General features: G+C 42.0%; 17 protein-coding genes. 6 read left to right on the forward strand and 11 right to left on the reverse strand.

What is annotated here, in order from left to right:
- The first annotated feature begins 83 nt into the window (after positions 1-83).
- Positions 84-698: a hypothetical protein gene (locus FD725_RS25970; protein WP_179050799.1), complete on the forward strand. Its 615-nt coding sequence runs from the start codon at positions 84-86 to the stop codon at positions 696-698.
- Between the two features lie 21 nt (positions 699-719).
- Here the strand turns inward: FD725_RS25970 and FD725_RS25975 are convergent, their stop codons facing one another.
- The gene (locus FD725_RS25975; RefSeq protein WP_179050800.1) at positions 720-2,495 is read right to left on the reverse strand and encodes an SWIM zinc finger domain-containing protein; all 1,776 of its coding nucleotides are present in this window, start codon (positions 2,493-2,495) and stop codon (positions 720-722) included.
- Between the two features lie 371 nt (positions 2,496-2,866).
- Here FD725_RS25975 and lpdA point away from each other — a divergent pair, with 371 nt between their 5' ends.
- From lpdA to FD725_RS25990, 3 genes are all read left to right on the forward strand, one after another.
- Positions 2,867-4,294 (forward strand): dihydrolipoyl dehydrogenase, encoded by a 1,428-nt coding sequence (lpdA, locus tag FD725_RS25980; protein ID WP_179050801.1) that lies wholly within the window; start codon positions 2,867-2,869, stop codon positions 4,292-4,294.
- Positions 4,295-4,399: 105 nt separating this feature from the next.
- Positions 4,400-5,290 carry an indole-3-glycerol phosphate synthase TrpC gene (trpC, locus tag FD725_RS25985; protein ID WP_179050802.1) on the forward strand — a complete coding sequence of 297 codons (891 nt, stop codon included), beginning with the start codon at positions 4,400-4,402 and terminating at the stop codon, positions 5,288-5,290.
- Positions 5,291-5,574: 284 nt separating this feature from the next.
- Complete coding sequence (locus FD725_RS25990; protein ID WP_179050803.1) at positions 5,575-5,823, forward strand: DUF5340 domain-containing protein; 249 nt, start codon at positions 5,575-5,577, stop codon at positions 5,821-5,823.
- A 251-nt stretch (positions 5,824-6,074) separates the two neighbouring features.
- On the opposite strand, the gene FD725_RS25995 is transcribed toward FD725_RS25990, so the two are convergent.
- The 6 genes from FD725_RS25995 to FD725_RS26020 all read right to left on the reverse strand — a co-directional run bounded on the left by FD725_RS25995 (position 6,075) and on the right by FD725_RS26020 (position 11,243).
- Positions 6,075-6,302, reverse strand: a complete 228-nt coding sequence (locus FD725_RS25995) for a DUF2949 domain-containing protein (protein ID WP_179050804.1) — start codon at positions 6,300-6,302, stop codon at positions 6,075-6,077.
- Positions 6,303-6,913: 611 nt separating this feature from the next.
- Positions 6,914-7,435 carry a DUF192 domain-containing protein gene (locus tag FD725_RS26000; RefSeq protein ID WP_179050805.1) on the reverse strand — a complete coding sequence of 174 codons (522 nt, stop codon included), beginning with the start codon at positions 7,433-7,435 and terminating at the stop codon, positions 6,914-6,916.
- Between the two features lie 217 nt (positions 7,436-7,652).
- Complete coding sequence (nblR, locus tag FD725_RS26005) at positions 7,653-8,339, reverse strand: response regulator transcription factor NblR (protein WP_179050806.1); 687 nt, start codon at positions 8,337-8,339, stop codon at positions 7,653-7,655.
- 239 nt (positions 8,340-8,578) lie between these two features.
- Positions 8,579-9,496: an NAD(+) kinase gene (locus FD725_RS26010; protein WP_179050807.1), complete on the reverse strand. Its 918-nt coding sequence runs from the start codon at positions 9,494-9,496 to the stop codon at positions 8,579-8,581.
- 454 nt (positions 9,497-9,950) lie between these two features.
- On the reverse strand, positions 9,951-10,940 hold the full coding sequence (locus FD725_RS26015; protein ID WP_179050808.1) for an SDR family oxidoreductase: 990 nt from the start codon (positions 10,938-10,940) through the stop codon (positions 9,951-9,953).
- A 198-nt stretch (positions 10,941-11,138) separates the two neighbouring features.
- A complete protein-coding gene (locus FD725_RS26020; RefSeq protein ID WP_179050809.1) occupies positions 11,139-11,243 on the reverse strand; it encodes a PetM family cytochrome b6-f complex subunit 7 in 105 nt (34 codons plus the stop codon).
- A gap of 287 nt (positions 11,244-11,530) precedes the next feature.
- On the opposite strand from FD725_RS26020, the gene pdxA reads away from it, so the two are divergent.
- Positions 11,531-12,610 (forward strand): 4-hydroxythreonine-4-phosphate dehydrogenase PdxA, encoded by a 1,080-nt coding sequence (pdxA, locus tag FD725_RS26025; protein ID WP_179050810.1) that lies wholly within the window; start codon positions 11,531-11,533, stop codon positions 12,608-12,610.
- Positions 12,611-12,898: 288 nt separating this feature from the next.
- Here pdxA and FD725_RS26030 read toward each other — a convergent pair whose 3' ends face one another.
- Entirely contained in the window at positions 12,899-14,266 is a 1,368-nt protein-coding gene (locus tag FD725_RS26030) for an NAD(P)/FAD-dependent oxidoreductase (protein WP_179050811.1), read from the reverse strand.
- Positions 14,267-14,653: 387 nt separating this feature from the next.
- On the reverse strand, positions 14,654-14,869 hold the full coding sequence (locus FD725_RS26035) for a hypothetical protein (RefSeq protein WP_179050812.1): 216 nt from the start codon (positions 14,867-14,869) through the stop codon (positions 14,654-14,656).
- Positions 14,870-15,086: 217 nt separating this feature from the next.
- Here FD725_RS26035 and FD725_RS26040 point away from each other — a divergent pair, with 217 nt between their 5' ends.
- The gene (locus tag FD725_RS26040) at positions 15,087-16,583 is read left to right on the forward strand and encodes a PLP-dependent aminotransferase family protein (RefSeq protein ID WP_179050813.1); all 1,497 of its coding nucleotides are present in this window, start codon (positions 15,087-15,089) and stop codon (positions 16,581-16,583) included.
- Positions 16,584-16,679: 96 nt separating this feature from the next.
- Here the strand turns inward: FD725_RS26040 and FD725_RS26045 are convergent, their stop codons facing one another.
- Entirely contained in the window at positions 16,680-17,486 is an 807-nt protein-coding gene (locus FD725_RS26045; protein ID WP_179050814.1) for a pentapeptide repeat-containing protein, read from the reverse strand.
- A 10-nt stretch (positions 17,487-17,496) separates the two neighbouring features.
- Positions 17,497-18,138 carry a hypothetical protein gene (locus FD725_RS26050; protein WP_179050815.1) on the reverse strand — a complete coding sequence of 214 codons (642 nt, stop codon included), beginning with the start codon at positions 18,136-18,138 and terminating at the stop codon, positions 17,497-17,499.
- Positions 18,139-18,236 lie beyond the last annotated feature (98 nt).

Consider the following 18,236-nt stretch of genomic DNA (forward strand, 5'->3'; position numbering starts at 1 on the left):
AAGTCCGGTTCTGAGGGGAGGAGGGAACGGCGACGTATCCCTCCTTACCCGACTATGATAGATATAAGCGTCCAGTAGTATCTTTGGCAGTTTTGGGTGATGAGCGCGCCAACTGGCGATCTAATCAGTTTGGTTATGAGTTGTTCGGATGTAGGGTAAATTTCCAATTCCCCGTCATCAAGTTGGTAGACTATGGGCAAAGGTTGTCTGAACTAGAGTCTAGCTGTAACCCATTTGCTACAGTAGTAATGGCACATTTAAAAGCAATTGAGACACGAGATAATCGCGTTGAGCGTAAACAGCAGAAATTAGTTTTGGTGCGGCGACTTTATGAGCAGGGGTTTGAGCGCGAAGATGTTCTTAACTTGTTGGCATTCATAGATTGGATGCTAACGCTACCATTAGATTTAGAACGAGAATTTCAGCACGAAGTAGAGCAATTGGAGGCAGAGCAACGTATGCACTATGTTACTTCTTTTGAGCGCAGTGGTATTCGATTAGGATTGTTAAAGGGCATATCGTTGGGATTAAAGCTCAAATTTGGCTCTCAAGAGCAAAACTTATTACCGGAAATTGAGCAAATTGAGGATGTAAGCGTGCTGGAAACAATCTTATCAGCGATAGAAACATCCAGTAATGTTTCACAATTGCGTCAAATATACCAGTCGTCCACAACAGACACGCAACCAGAAGTTTAGCTCGCCACCGCCAACCAATCTTTACTCCATACCTCGTTCTTTAAACATACCCATCAATTTACGCTTGCGTCCGTGAATTTCGATTAACTTTTCTCGATATTTTGTCCAATCTGCTTTTCTGCCTGATTCTAAATAAGCAGTCCGAACTTTTTTTAACCATTCTATTGCTTCACTATAATATTCTGCTTTACCTTCATCCATAATTCTTTCCGCACGGCGACGGGCATTAGTAATTACCCAGTCGGGATTATAATTTATGGCAACTTTCATCACACGATGAATTAAGGCTGCATGAAAAGAATTAAGTTCGCTGACGGTAGAAATAGCATCATCAATCAGCCCTTCATATAAAAATATATCTACCTTAGCTGACTCTAATCCCCAACTTCTAGAAGTACGAACAATATCCAACAAATTAATTTTGACACTTTCCCAATCTTCCCCAGCTAATTCTGTCATCTTTTGGTAGTCAACAAAGCAAGGCTTGACTTGAAAAGCTGCTTTGAGTGCCAATAAAGCAGCGTTGGGATCACTCAACGCCTCAGCTAAATCACTTGTCCAAATGCCCAATTCATACTGACAATTTCCTGGTAAGTTGAATCCAGTTTGGGCAATGTCTAATGCTTGAGGTAATGAACCTTGTTCAGCCAGGGTTTTAGCTAAAGCAAAGGCATCTTCCATCGATTTCATCACAGTTTGAGCTGCGGCTAGTGCTTCTTCGACTCTGCCTAACCGACCTAACATAGTGAGATATTCTTGAGTTTGTCCTTCTGCTTGTGCTAGATAGAGATATTCTTGATAAAGCCCTTGGTTGTCTAGAATTTTGAGGCGAATTTGTGCTAAATCATCAGCATAGTTGGGTATTTCTTGTTCCCATACACCCATTTCGCTGATATTGCCTTGGAGAACTCGCAGTAGTGGCGGGTAATCCCAACCTTGGCGCAAAGCATCTAAACTCATGGTAAAGTCGGCGTTCCATTCATCTTGCCAAGCTTCCAGATTTACTTGGATATCGACTTTCTCTTCTGGTGTGAGTTCAGCGCTGAGAATTGCTTCACACCAAGCCAGATTTAATTCCCAGGCTATTTCATCGTTATCAGCACCATATTCTAGTACTTCGTCCCAATTTTCTGTACAGGTGGAGGTAATGGCTTCTAAAATGGCGATCGCATTATGACTCTCATCCCGTTGACAAAATTCTAAAGCCGTCTGGACTAAACTAAATAACTCCTCAGCAATGGGATCTTCTTCGTATCCTTCCTCAAAGTAGCGCACCGCTTCCCGTAGAATTTGCCTAACTTGTCCCCGAAAAGCAGCCAAATTGACAGTAATTTGCCGTTCAGGGTTGGTAGACAAGGGTTTAGGTGCAGGATTTGTCATCCAATTAACGTGTTGATCAATCACATCAATTAGTTGGGGTTGTTCCGCGACTAATTCCTGTATTAATCTTTGAGTCTGGACATGATCCAGACGATTTAATAACTTTTCTAAAGTGGGACGTTGTTCAATGATTTCTGGTTGGCGTGTCGATACAAGTATCGTTGCCACAATATGTTTACACCAACCATCAAGATTATAAAGACAAGTGCAGCTAGCTGAAGTGACACTCTTATCATCAAAATTCAGAGATACACGATAAGGTAATCGTTCATTCCCTTCCACTTCTGCCTGCAACTGCTGTCCACGTTGAATAATTGTCGTAACTGCACCCGCCTCAAAATATGCCTCACCTCGTTGGAAAGATTTGGCATTAGCGTAGCGACGGACGGTAAATTCACTGATTTGAGGAAGAGACATTAATATAATTCGTAATTCGTAATGACGCTCGAAGACTCGCTCTAAGCGAAGCTATGCCGTTCGCGTTAGCGTCTCTGAAAGAGAAGGCTTTACGCTACGCTAACGTAATTCGTAATTCCGCTACGCGGAAGCAAGCTACGTAATAGCCTACAGCTTAGGCTTTAGGCGTTCTCGTGGAGTAGGCTTGTGCCAAGGTAATTTGTAGTTGGGTTAGGAATGGTAAATTAGGCAAGTAGATAATTATTCTACCTTGTCTCCTCTCATCCTCCACTCCCTACTCCCCACTCCCTACTCCCCAAATTAGACAAAAGACTTGCATGGATGACTGGACGGGTTGAAAATAGATAGGCGAAGCACACGGGGAAACTAACGTGAGTCATGAATTTGATTACGATTTAGTCATAATAGGCGCTGGTGTAGGGGGACATGGCGCAGCCCTACACGCTGTCAGTTGTGGCCTGAAAACAGCGATTATCGAAGCAGCCGACATGGGGGGAACCTGTGTCAACCGAGGCTGTATTCCATCGAAGGCGCTGTTGGCTGCTTCTGGACGTGTGCGGGAATTACGCGATGCCCACCACCTAAAGTCTTTGGGGATTCAAATTGGTAATGTAGAATTCGATCGCCAAGCGATCGCCAATCATGCCAATAATTTAGTCTCGAAAATTCAAGGAGATTTAACCAATAGTCTCAAACGCCTGGGAGTCGATATTATCAGGGGTTGGGGCAAAATTGCCGGGACACAAAAGGTATCTGTCACAGTCGATGGGAGTGAAAAAACCATCACCGCTAAAGATATTATTTTGTCCCCTGGTTCTGTTCCCTTCGTTCCTCCTGGGATTGAAGTAGACGGTAAAACTGTTTTTACTAGCGACCAAGGTGTAAAGTTAGAAACACTGCCAGAATGGGTAGCCATCATTGGTAGTGGTTATATCGGTTTAGAATTTTCCGATATTTACTCAGCTTTGGGCTGTGAAATCACGTTGATTGAAGCCCTTGACCAGTTAATGCCAGGGTTTGATCGGGATATTGCCAAACTCGCAGAACGGGTACTCATTACACCCCGCGATATTGAAACCAAAGTGGGAATATACGCTAAAAAAGTTATTCCTGGTTCACCAGTGGTTATTGAGTTGGCAGATTTTAAAACCAAGGAAGTTGTCGATGTGATTGAGGTGGATGCTTGCCTAGTAGCAACAGGACGCATCCCCGCCACCAAAAACCTGGGTTTAGAATCTGTTGGTATAGAACTTGACCGTCGAAATTTCATCCCTGTAGACGATCGCCTAGCAGTACTATCAGCAGGTGAAGTTGTCCCTCATGTTTGGGCAATTGGTGATGCTAATGGCAAAATGATGCTGGCACACGCCGCTTCTGCCCAAGGCATCGTCGCAGTGGAAAATATCATCGGTCGGCACAGAACAGTCGATTATCGCAGCATTCCCGCCGCCGCATTTACCCATCCAGAAGTTAGTTATGTCGGCTTAACAGAAACAGGTGCAAAAGAGTTAGGCCAAGCCGAAGGTTTTGAAATCGCTACCAGTAGAAGTTACTTCAAAGGAAATTCTAAAGCTTTAGCAGAAAACGAAGCCGACGGTATCGCCAAAGTCATCTACCGCAAGGATACCGGGGAAGTTTTAGGTGTACATATTTTTGGCTTGCACGCCTCAGATTTAATCCACGAAGCATCCGCCGCCGTAGCTAACCGTCAGTCCGTCCAAACCCTAGCCCATCTCGTCCACGCCCACCCCACACTCTCAGAAGTGTTGGATGAAGCCTATAAACGGGCGATTGTGTAGGTAAGAGTCAAGAGTCAACAGTCAAAAATATTTGATCATTGACTCTTGACTAATGACGATTGACTAATGACTAATGACTAATGACCATTGACTAATGACTAAATTATGCAAATCCGTCGTCGCCAACCGAACCCGGTTATAAATGTTTCTATAGTGCGTTATCAGGCTGCTGTGCCAGATGCAGAACCGCAGCACATCTTAGAGGAGATTGTCTGGCAAAAGGAAGTTGAAGTTGAGCAGATGCGCGAAAGGCAGCCTTTAGTGGAGTTGCAGAAAAAAGCACTCACAGCACCACCAACCCGCGATTTTGTTGCCGCATTAAAACAAGGCAAAACAACACCAGCCTTAATTGCCGAAGTTAAAAAAGCTTCCCCCAGTAAAGGGGTTTTCCGAGAAGATTTTGACCCAGTAGCGATCGCCTCATCTTACCAACAAGGGGGCGCTAGCTGTATCTCGGTTTTAACGGATGCTAAGTTTTTTCAAGGTAGTTTTGAAAACCTAGCCAAAGTCCGGGCTACTGTCGATATACCCTTACTTTGCAAGGATTTTGTCATTTATCCTTACCAAATGTACTTGGCGCGAATTCATGGCGCTGACGCGGTTTTATTCATTGCCGCTATTCTCAATGATCAATATTTACAATACTTCATCAAAATTGCCAAGGCGCTAAATATGGCTGCATTGATTGAAGTCCATAATCTCGAAGAACTTGACCGTGTATTAGCTTTAGATGGTGTAGCTTTAGTCGGCATCAACAACCGCAATCTAGAAGATTTTTCTGTGGACTTACAAACTACTTGCCAACTTTTAACGGCTAGAGGTAAGCAATTACAGGAAAAAGGTATCTTAGTCGTAAGTGAGTCAGGATTACACAAACCAGAAGATTTAAATTTAGTAGCCCAAGCTGGCGCTGCTGCTGTGTTAATTGGTGAGTCTTTAGTCAAACAACCAGATCCAGCAATAGCGATCGCTAACTTATTTCCCAAGTCTGTTTAAAAATTATTCTTTGTCTAACCCTAGTACGTCACGGCAGTAATCAAACACTCATTGGAAACGAGGAAAAAGCTCGTATTATCAAAGTCCCAACTTTTTACTTTGTACTTTTGCCTTATTGTACTAGGGTATTCTATATACCTATTTATTTATAAATCTAAAAAAACTTTATCTCTTACTAGAGCAAAATTTAAGTTAAACATTTATTTATTGTGTAAAAATTGACTAAACAACATTCAGCAACTAAGCGTCACAAAATATCCAATTAAAAACTACTCATCGACTACATGGAGCAGCTTCCCCTTCCTTCACCCATTCATTACGAACTCATACTGCAATTATTAGAAAGACAAACCATGTCAGCAGTCAGTCACAACCCTGAATTGCGACATCAAGTTAATCAACTAATTATTACCATGCGGAAAGCCGCAGCCCAGCAAAAACACTTAGAAGAAACTTGCCAGGGTTCATCTGTACCAGTAGAACACCGTTGGTCAATTAACCATCATGGTGAGCGAGTAGCCACATCTGATTAACGAAGTCGGAAGTTGGAAGGACTTAAACTCGTCGCTGTTTGTTAATTTTCTCACGTTCAGTTTAGCGATCGCATTTTATTACTTATAGTAAATTGCGAACTTAAAAAAGCGAGTTTGATACAACTCGCTTTTTTACCTTTTTATTTTGGAAGTCAGTAGAAAAGTAGAATTCAATTATTTTAAGTCTCGGTCTTAATAAAAGACAGAGTAGGTGTGACATATGTGATTCTCCTGGATGAGTGAATCATATTCTAGGCTGTTTCTAGCCAATCATAGATTTGTTCTAACTGTTCCAACGTAATCAAACCATATTGCCAAAGAATCATGGGTAATGGCCCTGGGTCTTGTGCCTGATGACGCAACGCTACAGCCAGGGATGCAGTAGAAATTGATAAATCTTCCTGTAGGAAATGAATTAGCCTTGAATAAGTTGATGGTGACATTTCTAACTCACCTCCTTGTATAGTCTGTATGGTCATTGAGTATTTTCCTAGTTCTTTGTAGTGTTGAATGGTTACTTCACCAGTGAATGTACGATTCCCGGATTAGCTACCACCGTTAATGGTTTGTTATCTTTCAAAAAAAGTGTTTTTTGCGATGAAAACAAAAAATTTCATCTATTTTAGCCTTAACACTGCTTACTACATCACAGTATCAATCAAAATTTTCTACCCAGAGACACGCTGCTAAAGCTTATAGAAATTTATGGACGTAACACTTACAGGTCTGGTGACTTTCCTGTAGTGATACTAGGTGCTTAACTTTCTAGCTATAAGTGACTGTAGCCAAGTCAAATAGGTTGATCTTTTTACTTCAGTGTTTTATTTAATTACACATTTAGTAGTAAAGATTCCATAGCTAATACTGCCTCATGAACGACTAATTACACTTATGCCAAAAGGAAGATTTTTAGCATCAAACTTGTTTAGGCTGTGATTTTACCTGAGATAGGGGGAATTTTTCTGTTTTCGACATCATATTAAATATTAACCTCATAATTTCCTGTTTACGTATACTTGATATTTTTTTTACGCAAAAATTATGAATTAGGATTGTCTATTCCTTATACCACAAGCAATTCACATTTCGCTTACTGTGAAATACCGATATTCGGAAATTCAATTTTAATACTGTCACCTGAACGCAAATTTAGTTCGGCGGCTCTTCCTGCCCGTAATTCGATGACTGCATCGATAGGTATGTCGGGGCCGTAAATAGGACAAGGTTCTTTAGCACAAGGGGGTGCAGCCGCCTCGATATACTTCACTACTCCGTTTTGTAAAAAAACCATATCTAAGGCAACAGGTACATTCTTCATCCAAAACTTGATTGGTTGAGGTGAAGCAAAAGGAAACAACATCCCCCGATTCTCTGGTAAAGCTGGGCGATACATTAAACCCATTTGCTGTTGTTCGGATGTTCGCGCTACTTCTAATTCGATAATTGTGCCATTAGGAACAGTGGCTTTGGCAGAAATTGGTAGTGTTTGTCCCAGATTCGCCTCTGGGAGTGGTGAAATAGTTGTGTCTACAGCAGGTTTAGCTATTGTTTGCGATGAGCAACCCATCAGTAAAATGCTCAGTAACAAGGGAATTAAAGTTAACCAGCGCATAGAATTTTCAATTGTATATGTAGTTGGACAAAATTAAAGGTAAGAGTCAAGAGGCAATAGTCAATAGTCAATAGTCAATAGTCAATAGTCAATAGTCAATAGTCATTGGTCAACGGATTCTCTTCTTGTTCCTCACTTCCTCACTCCCTCACTCTCTCATTCAGCACGCGGCTCAACGCCCCGCTTCCGCTAACAGCACTCCCTGACTCAGCACGTTTTACGATTCTCTTAAGACGTAACCAACACCACGGACTGTTTGAATTAAGCGCTTTTGACCTTCATCTTCAATTTTCAAGCGTAAGTAACGAATGTATACTTCAATCACATTCGACTCACCCAGAAAATCGTAACCCCAAACATTTTCTAAAATTTGCTCGCGGGTTAAGACTTCACGGGGGTGTTCCATTAAGAACTTTAGCAGTTCAAATTCTTTCATTGTTAAGTCAATGATTCGTCCACTGTAAATGGCGCGACGGTTGGCTATGTCTAGAACTAACTCACCAAAGCGTAACTGTTCTGTGGTGTCAACATCTGGTTTGAGATAGAGACGAATCAGTCTCAAAAAGTCTTCTGGGCGATAAGGTTTGAGGATGTAATCATCAGCTCCTGCTTCTAAACAAGCTACCCGATCATCAACCGTATCTCTGGCCATTAATACCAGTACTGGCGATCGCATCCCAGCGCTTCTGAGATTTTTGCACAACGAAAGCCCTGATTCACCCGCCAGCATCCGATCTAATACTACTAAAGCCGGTTGGCGATCGCGGCAATATTGCAAACCTGTGGTGGCATCATTGGCTAAAATCGGTTCGTAGCCGGCTTCTTGCAAATCAAAAGAAAGTTGACTGGCTAGGCTATCATCAGTTTCGATCACCAAAACACAGGGATTATGAGCAGCTGTCATAAGAATTTGGGTTATTAAATTTTGAATTTGAGAAAACTATGAGTGTAAGTCTTTCAATACCCATACACAAGTTTTAGACTCAGATAATACCTCAAGTGTTTTAGCAACTTCTGGCATTAACTACTGCAATTTTAATAACTTATTCCAAATTGTAAACATGGAGAGTGGGGAGGAGGTGAGAATAATTAATGCTACTCATCACTCAGTACTCAGCACTCCCTCACTCCCTCACTCCTCACTTAAGGCAATTCTACCGAGGTAGGTTTAGCGATGTGAGGTAGACCCCAACCGAGTTTTTCGCGGAGGATACGGAAAAATTCTGGTGGTTGTAGGCGGATAAATCGAGCGAGGTATGGCGATCGCTCTATATATACCCTATCTTCTGGGAATACATAACACCCACCATTGCCATCGACTACCATCACCAACCGGGGAATATTCACCGGATAAATGTTAACTGGTTCTGTATCAGGAAACACTAAAGCTCTAGAAGCCAAGGAATGAGGACAAATAGGTACTAGTTGTAATACAGGGACACCAGGAGTAACAACCGGGCCGCCTGCACTTAAAGAATAGGCTGTAGAACCAGTTGGTGTAGAAACAATTACACCATCTGCGGCAATATCTACTGGTGCATGACGACCAACAGCAATTTCAAAGTGGCACATTGATGTCAATGGCTCACGGTGCAGAACCATTTCATTTAAGCACAAGGCTTCCCAGAGTACTGATTCTTCTCGCAGTACTTTGACTGTGAGCATTGCTCGTTCTTCGATTTCATACTCGCCAGCGATCGCCTGTTCTATGGCTTGGGGTAATTGATTGAGATAGGCTTCTGTCAAAAATCCCATGTGTCCAGTGTTTACTGCCAACAGGGGAATCCTACAAGGCGCTACTTGACGCGATGCAGCTAAAACAGTACCATCTCCCCCCAGAACTATGGCGAACTTCATCTCTGAGTCAAAACCAGGGGGTATCAAACCGTCAACTGGGGTGTGGCATACTGGGCTTTCTGGGCTAGAGTAGCCCAATATACCACCGATACTAGATGTAATAACTACATTCCAACCGACTGCGGTTAGCTTGTCTTTTAGCTCGATCGCAACACGACCGGCTATCGGTTTAAGGTCGTTGTATATAATGCCTGCTTTCGGCACACTCAAATATCCAAGTTTCAGTGAGGCTCTGTCTTATGTAATCGTTACACATTTTGGATCACGAGTCATTAGTTTAGAGTCAAAAGCCATGAATAAAAGCACAAACTATGAATATGATTGACTTTTAGGTATCGGGGTAACTGATTAACTAATATCTTGCACTAGGCGACTGGAAGTCGCGGCTACACAGGCAAAACCCGCCTACGCGGGTTAAAAGCTTGATTTTACTTAGTCCGCACAGGCGGACTACCCTTCTCTACGAGACGCTACGCGAATGGGAACGCCAAGGGCGAACGTTTGTTTGTATAGCCAAGGCACTGCGTTGTCGGGGTTCGCCCCATTGTAGCAAGTGGCGTGCGATTTCTAATGGCTAGGGCTAGGTGCAAGATGAGAGTTAACCAATGACCATTGACTATTGACCATTGACCATTGACTAATGACCAATGACCAATGACTATTGACTATTAACCTTTTTAAAGGGTGTTTTTTTCTCTTTCTGCTTCTTAGGTTTAGTTTTTTCGTAATCTAATTCTTTGAGCTTCTTCAGAATCCGGCTGAAGTACTCTTGTAGATAGCCTTCTAGGGTAGTTGTTTGTGCTTTGTCTAACCCAAAGACTTGATATACATCATCCATTGGCGCATTGAGAGGTCTACCGCTAGCTAAAACTTCTGTAAAAGCTAGTCTGTCTGCCACATTCCATCCCCATTGGAAAAATCTAGCCAAACTGCGGACTGTACGGAGTAAATTGAGTGGCATTCGTCTGACTTTGGCTTCTTTGCCAGATAGGCGCTCACACAGACTGATAATTTCTTCCGCACTCCAAGCACGAGTACCAACGACGGAGAAGGCTTGTTTTTCTGTTTCTGGGACACTTAATGCTTTGACGGCAAATTTAGCAATATCTAAGGTGTCCATGTAAGCAACTGGAGAAGATTCACCAGTTACCCATACGGGTTGCCCTTCTAAAATGGGGATACCGTACTGACCAATTAACCCTTGCATAAAACCAGCCAAGCGTAAAGTGGTGTAATTGAGTCCAGATTCAGCTAAAAATAGCTCTGTACATCGCTTAATCTCCATCAGGGGGACTTCTGGATATTTATCGGCATCAATAATAGAAAAGAATATGAAACGTTCTACAGCTGCTGCTTTTGCCGCTTGAATTAGGGCTACTTGACCTTCCCAATCTACTTGTTTAATGGTGAGTGAATCGGTAGCACGAGAGGTAGCGGCATCTATAACTGCTGTGACACCCTCTAGTGCGGCTGTGAGGGTTTGGGGTTGACACAAATCACCCCTGACTAGTTCGGCTCCCCACTCTTTTAAAAAAGCTGCTTTTTTAGTACTGCGGACAAGACATCGCACATTGTATCCCTCATCGATCGCCCGACGAGCCACTTGTCTTCCCAAGGTGCCAGTAGCACCGACTATTAATAATGTCATGAGGGTGTTAATAAATTTTAAACTTTTATGAAAAGAATCTTAACAGAATTATATCTGTAAATAAAAGTAACTGATTCTCTCAGAAATGCTATCGACACTGTACACGCTTCTTAAACAGCGTTGTCCGGTTGCCGGACAAGCTATTATGCCAGACAGAAAAAAGTTTCTCATCTGGTAAAAACAGGCGACTGTGGGTAATTATTCTTCTGAGCCTTGAATTTTCAGCAATAAAGCACCCAATGCCCAACCTACGAAGATTAAACCGAATGATAATAGGGCTGCATTCACAAGTTCAGGACTCATTAATCTAATTCTCCTTTGCAAATGTGTTGTTTGATGGACTTGATGGAGCAAATCTCATCTTTGGCGATCGCATCATCCCAGCATTCCCACTAAACTCAGATAAACTGCATTTATGAGAACGATTGTTGGATTAGACCTGTGTAAATAATTTTAAACTAGTTTGATGGTTAATCCCTATGATCAAGAGAAAAGAGGCTAGAGATTAGAGGTTAAGGGATTAGGCGGCTCAAGGCTAATATTTTTTTAGTTGTTACTCAGTATGGCAAATCATTTTATTAATTAAAATAATGTATCAATTAAGCGAAAAAGTACAAGTGAATTCACTTAAGAAACAACGCCCGCGTTTAGCGTTGACGTTGGGAGATCCGGCTGGCATTGGCACAGAGGTAGTTTTAAAAGCTTTGGCTGATGTAGAAGTTAGTCAAAATTGTGACGTGACTGTGGTGGGGAATAGGGATTTACTGTTAAAGGCATACCAACAACTGAGTGTGCTGGATGCTTCTGTGAGGTTGGCTCATCCTGACTTATTAAAAATTATGGATGTACCTGTTGATCAAGCAGTTGCTAGTGAGATTATTTTAGGAAATGGTAATGCGGCTAGTGGTGCGGCGAGTTTTGCTTATATGGAATATGCGATCGCTCAAACTCTCGCTGGCGAATTTGATGGCATTGTCACTAGTCCCATCGCTAAATCTGCATGGAAAGCCGCAGGGTATAATTACCCAGGACAAACAGAACTGTTGGCAGAAAAGTCTGGTGTTGACCGTTTTGGAATGTTATTTGTGGCGCGATCGCCTTACACTAATTGGACACTGAGGACTTTACTGGCCACTACCCATATTCCTCTGGCTCAAGTCGCACAGACGCTGACACCAGCATTATTAACCAAAAAATTAGATTTGCTAGTGGAGTGTCTAGAGCAAGATTTTGGTATTACTCATGGGAGAATTGCGATCGCTGGTTTAAATCCCCACAGTGGCGAACAGGGACAATTGGGAACAGAAGAACTTGACTGGATGCTCCCTTGGTTAGAAACAGAACAGCAAAAGCGCCCGAATTTACAGTTAACTGGGCTAATTCCCCCAGATACAATGTGGGTTAAGCCGGGGCAAGCCTGGTATGGTAATTCTGCCGTACAAGCTGCTGATGCTTACCTCGCACTCTACCATGACCAAGGCTTAATTCCCGTCAAGCTGATGGCTTTTGACCGTGCAGTTAACACATCCATTGGTTTACCATTTGTACGTACTTCTCCTGATCACGGAACTGCATTTGATATTGCAGGCAAGGGAGTAGCTGATGCTACTAGTATGAAAGCGGCGATAAATTTAGCAGCTGAGTTAGTCAATCAAAGAGTAGCTTTTTGATATACCTCTCCATCCTAAAGGAGCGATAACTCTGCTATCTGTCAACTGTTCAGTATCTTTTCCAGTTTTTACTATAAATAAACGTGAGTTCGACGGAACCTAACCCCAACCCCTTCCCTACAAGGGAAGGGGCTAAAAATCCATATCTTAGTAAAGAAAAAAAATTAGGTTTTTAAGCCTCTCCCCGTGTCGGGGAGAGGTTTGGAGAGGGGTTTTTTCAACCGTCGAACTTACGTTAAATAAGGGCATACATTGTGTATGCCCCTAAAATCACATCATTTGCCAGAATTAGACGTTGACTGGTTGTCTATTATTTGTGGGTATATAGTGACTGCTGACATGACTATCATCAACTTTGGTGAATGCTAAAGATTCTTCACCTGTAATCAGTCTAGCGCCACGTTTGCGGGTGATGTAATTCCAAGCCCACTGAATCATCACGACAATTTTGTTGTCGAATTCGATTAAAAAGTAGATGTGAATTACTAACCAGAATAGCCAAGCAAAGAAACCTTTGAGTTTGATAAAACCTAAATCGACCACTGCCGAATTTTGCCCAATCATGGCTAGGCTGCCGTAATCAGTGTAATTAAATTGTGGTAAAGTCTGACCTTCTAAGCGTTTTTGTACTAGTGCAGCGACATACTCGCCTTCTTGTTTAGCGACGGGTGCGACACCTGGTAAGGGTTTGCTGTTTTGGTGAGAGAAATTCGCTAGGTCGCCAACGACAAAAATATTATGATATCCCTTGATACTTAAATCTGGTTCTACAATCACCCGTCCGGCGCGATCGCACTCCACACCTGTACGTTCAGCTAAGACTTTTCCCATAGCTGAAGCTTTGACACCTGCTGCCCATAATACTGTTTTTGAGGCAATTTCTCTAATTTCGTCACCTTGTTTGATGGTAACTATGTCACCCTCAATATTCGTGACCAAAGTCTGAGTTTGGACTGATACACCAAATTCTTGCAAGGATAGTGCGGCTACTTGAGATAATTCCGGTGCAAAGGGTGGTAAAACTCGATCTAAGCCTTCCAGGAGGATGACTTGCGTCTCTCGAATATCAATGTTGCGGAAGTCTTCTTTGAGGGTTTTGTAGGCTAGTTCGGCGATCGCTCCTGCTAACTCTACACCAGTAGGGCCGCCACCGACAATCACAAAAGTTAACCAAGCACGACGTTTGACGGGATCTGTTTCTTTTTCTGCGGCTTCAAAGGCAGTAAAAATCCGGCGACGCATTTCAATCGCATCTTCTACAGTCTTTAACCCAGGGGCAAATTCTTCCCAGTTATCTTTACCAAAATAAGAATGCTTCGCTCCTGTAGCCACAATCAAAGTATCATAGGCGATTTTTTCCTCACCCATCATTACTTGTTGTGTTTCTGGGTTAATATCACTCACTTCTCCCAACAATACTTTAGTATTCTTACTTTTACTCAATACTGCTCGTAAAGGTGAGGAAATATCTGCTGGTGATAGCGTACCTGTAGCAACTTGATAAAGTAAAGGCTGGAACAGGTGAAAGTTTCGTTTGTCAATCAGTGTTACATTGACATTAGCCTTAGCCAGTGCTTTTGCCGCATACAATCCACCAAAACCACCGCCAACTATTACAACTTGATGAGGTGGGTTGTTGTCAAGTACGTCAACCATAAGAAATGTTTCCTTCTGTTACGAGTGCTGTAACTATTCTTAACAAATTTGTATCAAAACTGTCATATTTATTTCTGTTTATCTTGAACTTATGAAAATTTTGTTAAAGTAACAAAAAGCACAATACATAAGTATTATTTTTCACTTAAACAATATAAGTAATATGGATATTACCTATCCAAATCTCCAGATGATGCCAGTAGTTGTAGTATTTATCTGCTTGCGTCACATCTCTTACGCAATCTCAAGCTAAAGTACTTTTAAAATATCCTTTAAATTATGATCAATTTTTTGTTTTTGGAAAGAGGAACATCTTGCCGATACTCATATTTTGCATGGGCAAGATGCTGACGCTGCAAAGTAGACAGTTTATGTTTGGGAAAATAGCTACATATAGTAGCATTTATCAATCCAAATTCGCATTTCTTCTTCCGAGCCAAAACAAGCAGAACGTCCTGTGATGGGATCATAAGCACGCCAACAAGCTATATCACCATGACTGTCTGATTCTTGCCAAACTTGCAAGTCAGAACTACTCACCAACCATGTGTAGAATTGTTGCCATAATCTGCTGATTGTTAAGGAAAAATGGGATTTATTCATAGTGAAATTACCTGACAGAAAATAAATTATTAACTCTAATTTCACTGAATAAAATCAACCTGAGAAGGTACAGTTTTCGCAAATTTGTCCTAGTACAGTTATGTACTCATGTAACTGTTATAGTTAAAAATAGGCTAACTGTACTAGGTAAACTAGACAAAAATAATTTATATTGCCATTAGTGATGGTTTTGTCGTCATTAATTGAGTGCGTCAATATGAATATTGTGTTGGAACGGCAATCAAGCAAACCGATTTATTTGCAAATCCGCGATCGCATCCGTCATTTGATCAAATCAGGCGCACTCAAAGCAGGCGATCGCCTGCCCTCTATCCGCGCCTTAGCTGAGAGTTTACAAGTTAATAAACTGACAATTATTGAAGCCTATAACGTATTAGAAGCAGATGGAATTATTTCTGCTCGTCAAGGTTCAGGGTATTTTGTGAGTAGTGTTTGTCCTACTTGTACCAACTTGAAATCAACATTTGCTCCAGTGCAAAATGTCTTGATTTTAGAATCATTAAGTCAATGTCCTTCTTTTGATACTTATGCACCGTTAATTCATGTGCAAACACAGCCAGGAATCATTAATTTTGGTTATGGATATCCGCCACCGCCCAAAGATATCAACCACATTGCTAGACGCGCTTTAAAGCAAGAAGAAGGAGATATTTTCTTTCCCTATGAGTTGCCTCAAGGACAAGAGAACCTCTGTAGACAAATTGCCCAGATACTCGTACAGCAGGGATTAGAAGTTTTTCCTGAAAATTTAATCATTACTAATGGTTCTCAACAAGGTTTGTCATTAGCAATGAGTTATTATGTCCAACCAGGGGATTGGGTGATTGTCGAATCACCGACTTATTACGGTGTAATTTCTATTCTAGAAAACTTAGGAGCCAGAATTATTGGGATTCCCATGACTGCTGAAGGGATAAATCTCAATTTATTAGAGCAATATTTAGATAGCCACAGACCAAAATTAATTTATACTATTACTACCTTTCATAATCCTACAGGCTTAACTACAACTCAAGCTCATCGGCAACAATTACTGGCATTAGCAGAGAAATACGAATGTCCAATTTTGGAAGATAATGCTTATGAAGGTTTAAATTTTGAACCTGTGCCAGCACCAATTAAAGCTTTAGATAAACATGATTTAGTAACCTATTTAGGAACTTTTTCTAAAACATTATTTCCGGGATTACGTGTAGGTTATATGGTAGTCACAGGTAAACATTATTCTGCCATTCTCGAACGTAAGTTTCTCCATGACTTTCACACATCTGGTATTTCTCAAGCAATAGTGAGCGAGTATCTAGCATCAGGACATTATCGTCGTCATTTGCACCGACTGCGCACAGATAATTTGCAAAGTCGGAATACTATGTTGAAAGCTTTAGCCGATTATTTCCCAGAAGAAGCACGATGGACAGTCCCTAAAGGTGGTTTGTTTCTGTGGGTGCAATTACCGGATGATGTGCCAATTCAAACACTACGGAATGAAGCTTTAGCGCAAAATGTTTTTCTGGCTTGTTGTTCAACATTCTTCCCAGATAAGCAAGGTTATCCAGCAATGCGTTTAACTTTTCGTTTACCGCCAGCCGAGATAGAGTCAGGAATTGCGATTGTTGGCAAGTTGCTGAAAAAACATATTCGTAGACAAGTCAAGCAGATATCTAATGAGCGATCGCTTATTCATTATATTTAGGACAGTTGCTATGAGAACACTGCGATAGACATTTGGTAGAAATTAATTCTGCGTTGCCCGAAATCCTTGTAGAGACGTTGCAGTGCAACGTCTCTACTAATCATGTCTAGACGCATCAGGCATGATAGTTCCTTGGAAATTCACACCATTGAGATTCGCATCAGTTAAATCAGCGCCTCTGAGATTAGCCCCAGCTAAATTAGCACCTCCCAAGTTAACGCCTCTGAGGTTAGCCCATGCTAAATCAGCACCTCTCAAGTCAGTTTCAGCGAGATTAGCTCGCAACAAGTATGCACCACCCAAGTGGGCTTTGTGGAGATTAGCTTTATAGAAATTAGCTTTGTAGAGATAAGCCTCCATCACATCTGCTTGGTAGAGATTGGCTTCACTCAAATCAGCCGCAATTAAGTTAGCTGCAACTAGGTTAGCAAAACAAAGGTTAGAGCGCATCAATTTGGCTGCACCTAAATCAGCATCTCGCAAGTTAGCATTGTTGAAGTCAGTACCAATCAAGTTAGCTTCCGTGAGAGTGCTACCGCGAAGATTTGCTTCACTCAAATCAGCACCAATAAGATGAGCATGACTTAAATCTGCCTGTGTCAATATAGTTTTGCTCAAGTTTGCCAAACTCAGGTTAGCAGCAGACAAGTTAGCTGCACTTAATTTTGCTTGCTGGAGGTTTGCACTGCTGAGGTCGGTGCTACTGAGGTTAGCACGCACCAGTACAGCCTGACTTAAATCTACTCGGCTTAAGTTTGCCCCTTGGAGATTTGCCCCTCTCAGGTTATTTTCTTGTAAATCAGCAGTGCTGAGGTCTGGTGCAATTTGTGGATTTGTTTTTCGCCACTCTACCCATCTCACTGCACCTGCTTGTAGTAAAGCTAGATGCTCTAGATTTGCCATTTGCGCTCCTTTACTCTTGCCTACCACCGAGGGAATTACTCCGGCCAGCTACACTTTCGATAGCTGTCCGCGCTCCTGCTGCACCTGCTAGGATATCTCGTTCTTGCCCACCTAAATACAACCGACCGAAACTACCTACAGCTTGAACTTCTAGGATGTTAATGGATGCTGCTTTCTCGGCTTCATTGGCAGCTAGGGCAGCATAAGCGGCAGGTTCAACTTCTAACACATACAGGGTTTGTCCTGCTAGTAGTAGCTGTCCCCTGCGGGTACGATTAATCAGTTGTGTTTGGTAAGCATCTATGTTGCGAATGATTTGGCTGGAGACAACACGGGGTTTGAGACATTCCTCTCTTTTTACGCCTAGTGTCTGCAAGATGGCTTGACCGGCAGCTCGTGTTTCACCTTGAGAGGCAGAATGCACTTCTAATAAACCATATAATCGTTCTACTACCAAGACTCCGGGACGGACAGAGGCAGCTTTCAGGGCTACATCGGTAATTTTATTAATTTCGATGCCAGGAGAGATTTCAATCCACAGTGATGTGTCTCCTGGTAATGGTAAGAAACCTTGGGCTACTGTTCCTATATATGCTGCGTGTTGTGGTTGCAGGCTGTCGAGAAATACAAAACTGCGTAGTTCGATTCCCAAGGTAATACTCTCCAGTCATGAGGGTCTAGTAACATTTCGCAATATATCAATGTAACTTAAAACTACCATAAGGTCAGTACCGCCTTATAGATTTGGTG

It is taken from the genome of Nostoc sp. TCL26-01 (assembly GCF_013393945.1).
In the GTDB taxonomy this organism is placed as follows: domain Bacteria; phylum Cyanobacteriota; class Cyanobacteriia; order Cyanobacteriales; family Nostocaceae; genus Trichormus.

Coding starts and splice junctions, on each gene's coding strand:
- FD725_RS25975 (WP_179050800.1), bottom strand. CDS start 2,495: ATGTCTCTTCCTCAAATCAGTGAATTTACCGTCCGTCGCTACGCTAAT.
- trpC (WP_179050802.1), top strand. CDS start 4,400: ATGCAAATCCGTCGTCGCCAACCGAACCCGGTTATAAATGTTTCTATA.
- FD725_RS25990 (WP_179050803.1), top strand. CDS start 5,575: ATGGAGCAGCTTCCCCTTCCTTCACCCATTCATTACGAACTCATACTG.
- FD725_RS25995 (WP_179050804.1), bottom strand. CDS start 6,302: ATGACCATACAGACTATACAAGGAGGTGAGTTAGAAATGTCACCATCA.
- FD725_RS26000 (WP_179050805.1), bottom strand. CDS start 7,435: ATGCGCTGGTTAACTTTAATTCCCTTGTTACTGAGCATTTTACTGATG.
- nblR (WP_179050806.1), bottom strand. CDS start 8,339: ATGACAGCTGCTCATAATCCCTGTGTTTTGGTGATCGAAACTGATGAT.
- FD725_RS26015 (WP_179050808.1), bottom strand. CDS start 10,940: ATGACATTATTAATAGTCGGTGCTACTGGCACCTTGGGAAGACAAGTG.
- FD725_RS26020 (WP_179050809.1), bottom strand. CDS start 11,243: ATGAGTCCTGAACTTGTGAATGCAGCCCTATTATCATTCGGTTTAATC.
- pdxA (WP_179050810.1), top strand. CDS start 11,531: ATGTATCAATTAAGCGAAAAAGTACAAGTGAATTCACTTAAGAAACAA.
- FD725_RS26030 (WP_179050811.1), bottom strand. CDS start 14,266: ATGGTTGACGTACTTGACAACAACCCACCTCATCAAGTTGTAATAGTT.
- FD725_RS26035 (WP_179050812.1), bottom strand. CDS start 14,869: ATGAATAAATCCCATTTTTCCTTAACAATCAGCAGATTATGGCAACAA.
- FD725_RS26040 (WP_179050813.1), top strand. CDS start 15,087: ATGAATATTGTGTTGGAACGGCAATCAAGCAAACCGATTTATTTGCAA.
- FD725_RS26045 (WP_179050814.1), bottom strand. CDS start 17,486: ATGGCAAATCTAGAGCATCTAGCTTTACTACAAGCAGGTGCAGTGAGA.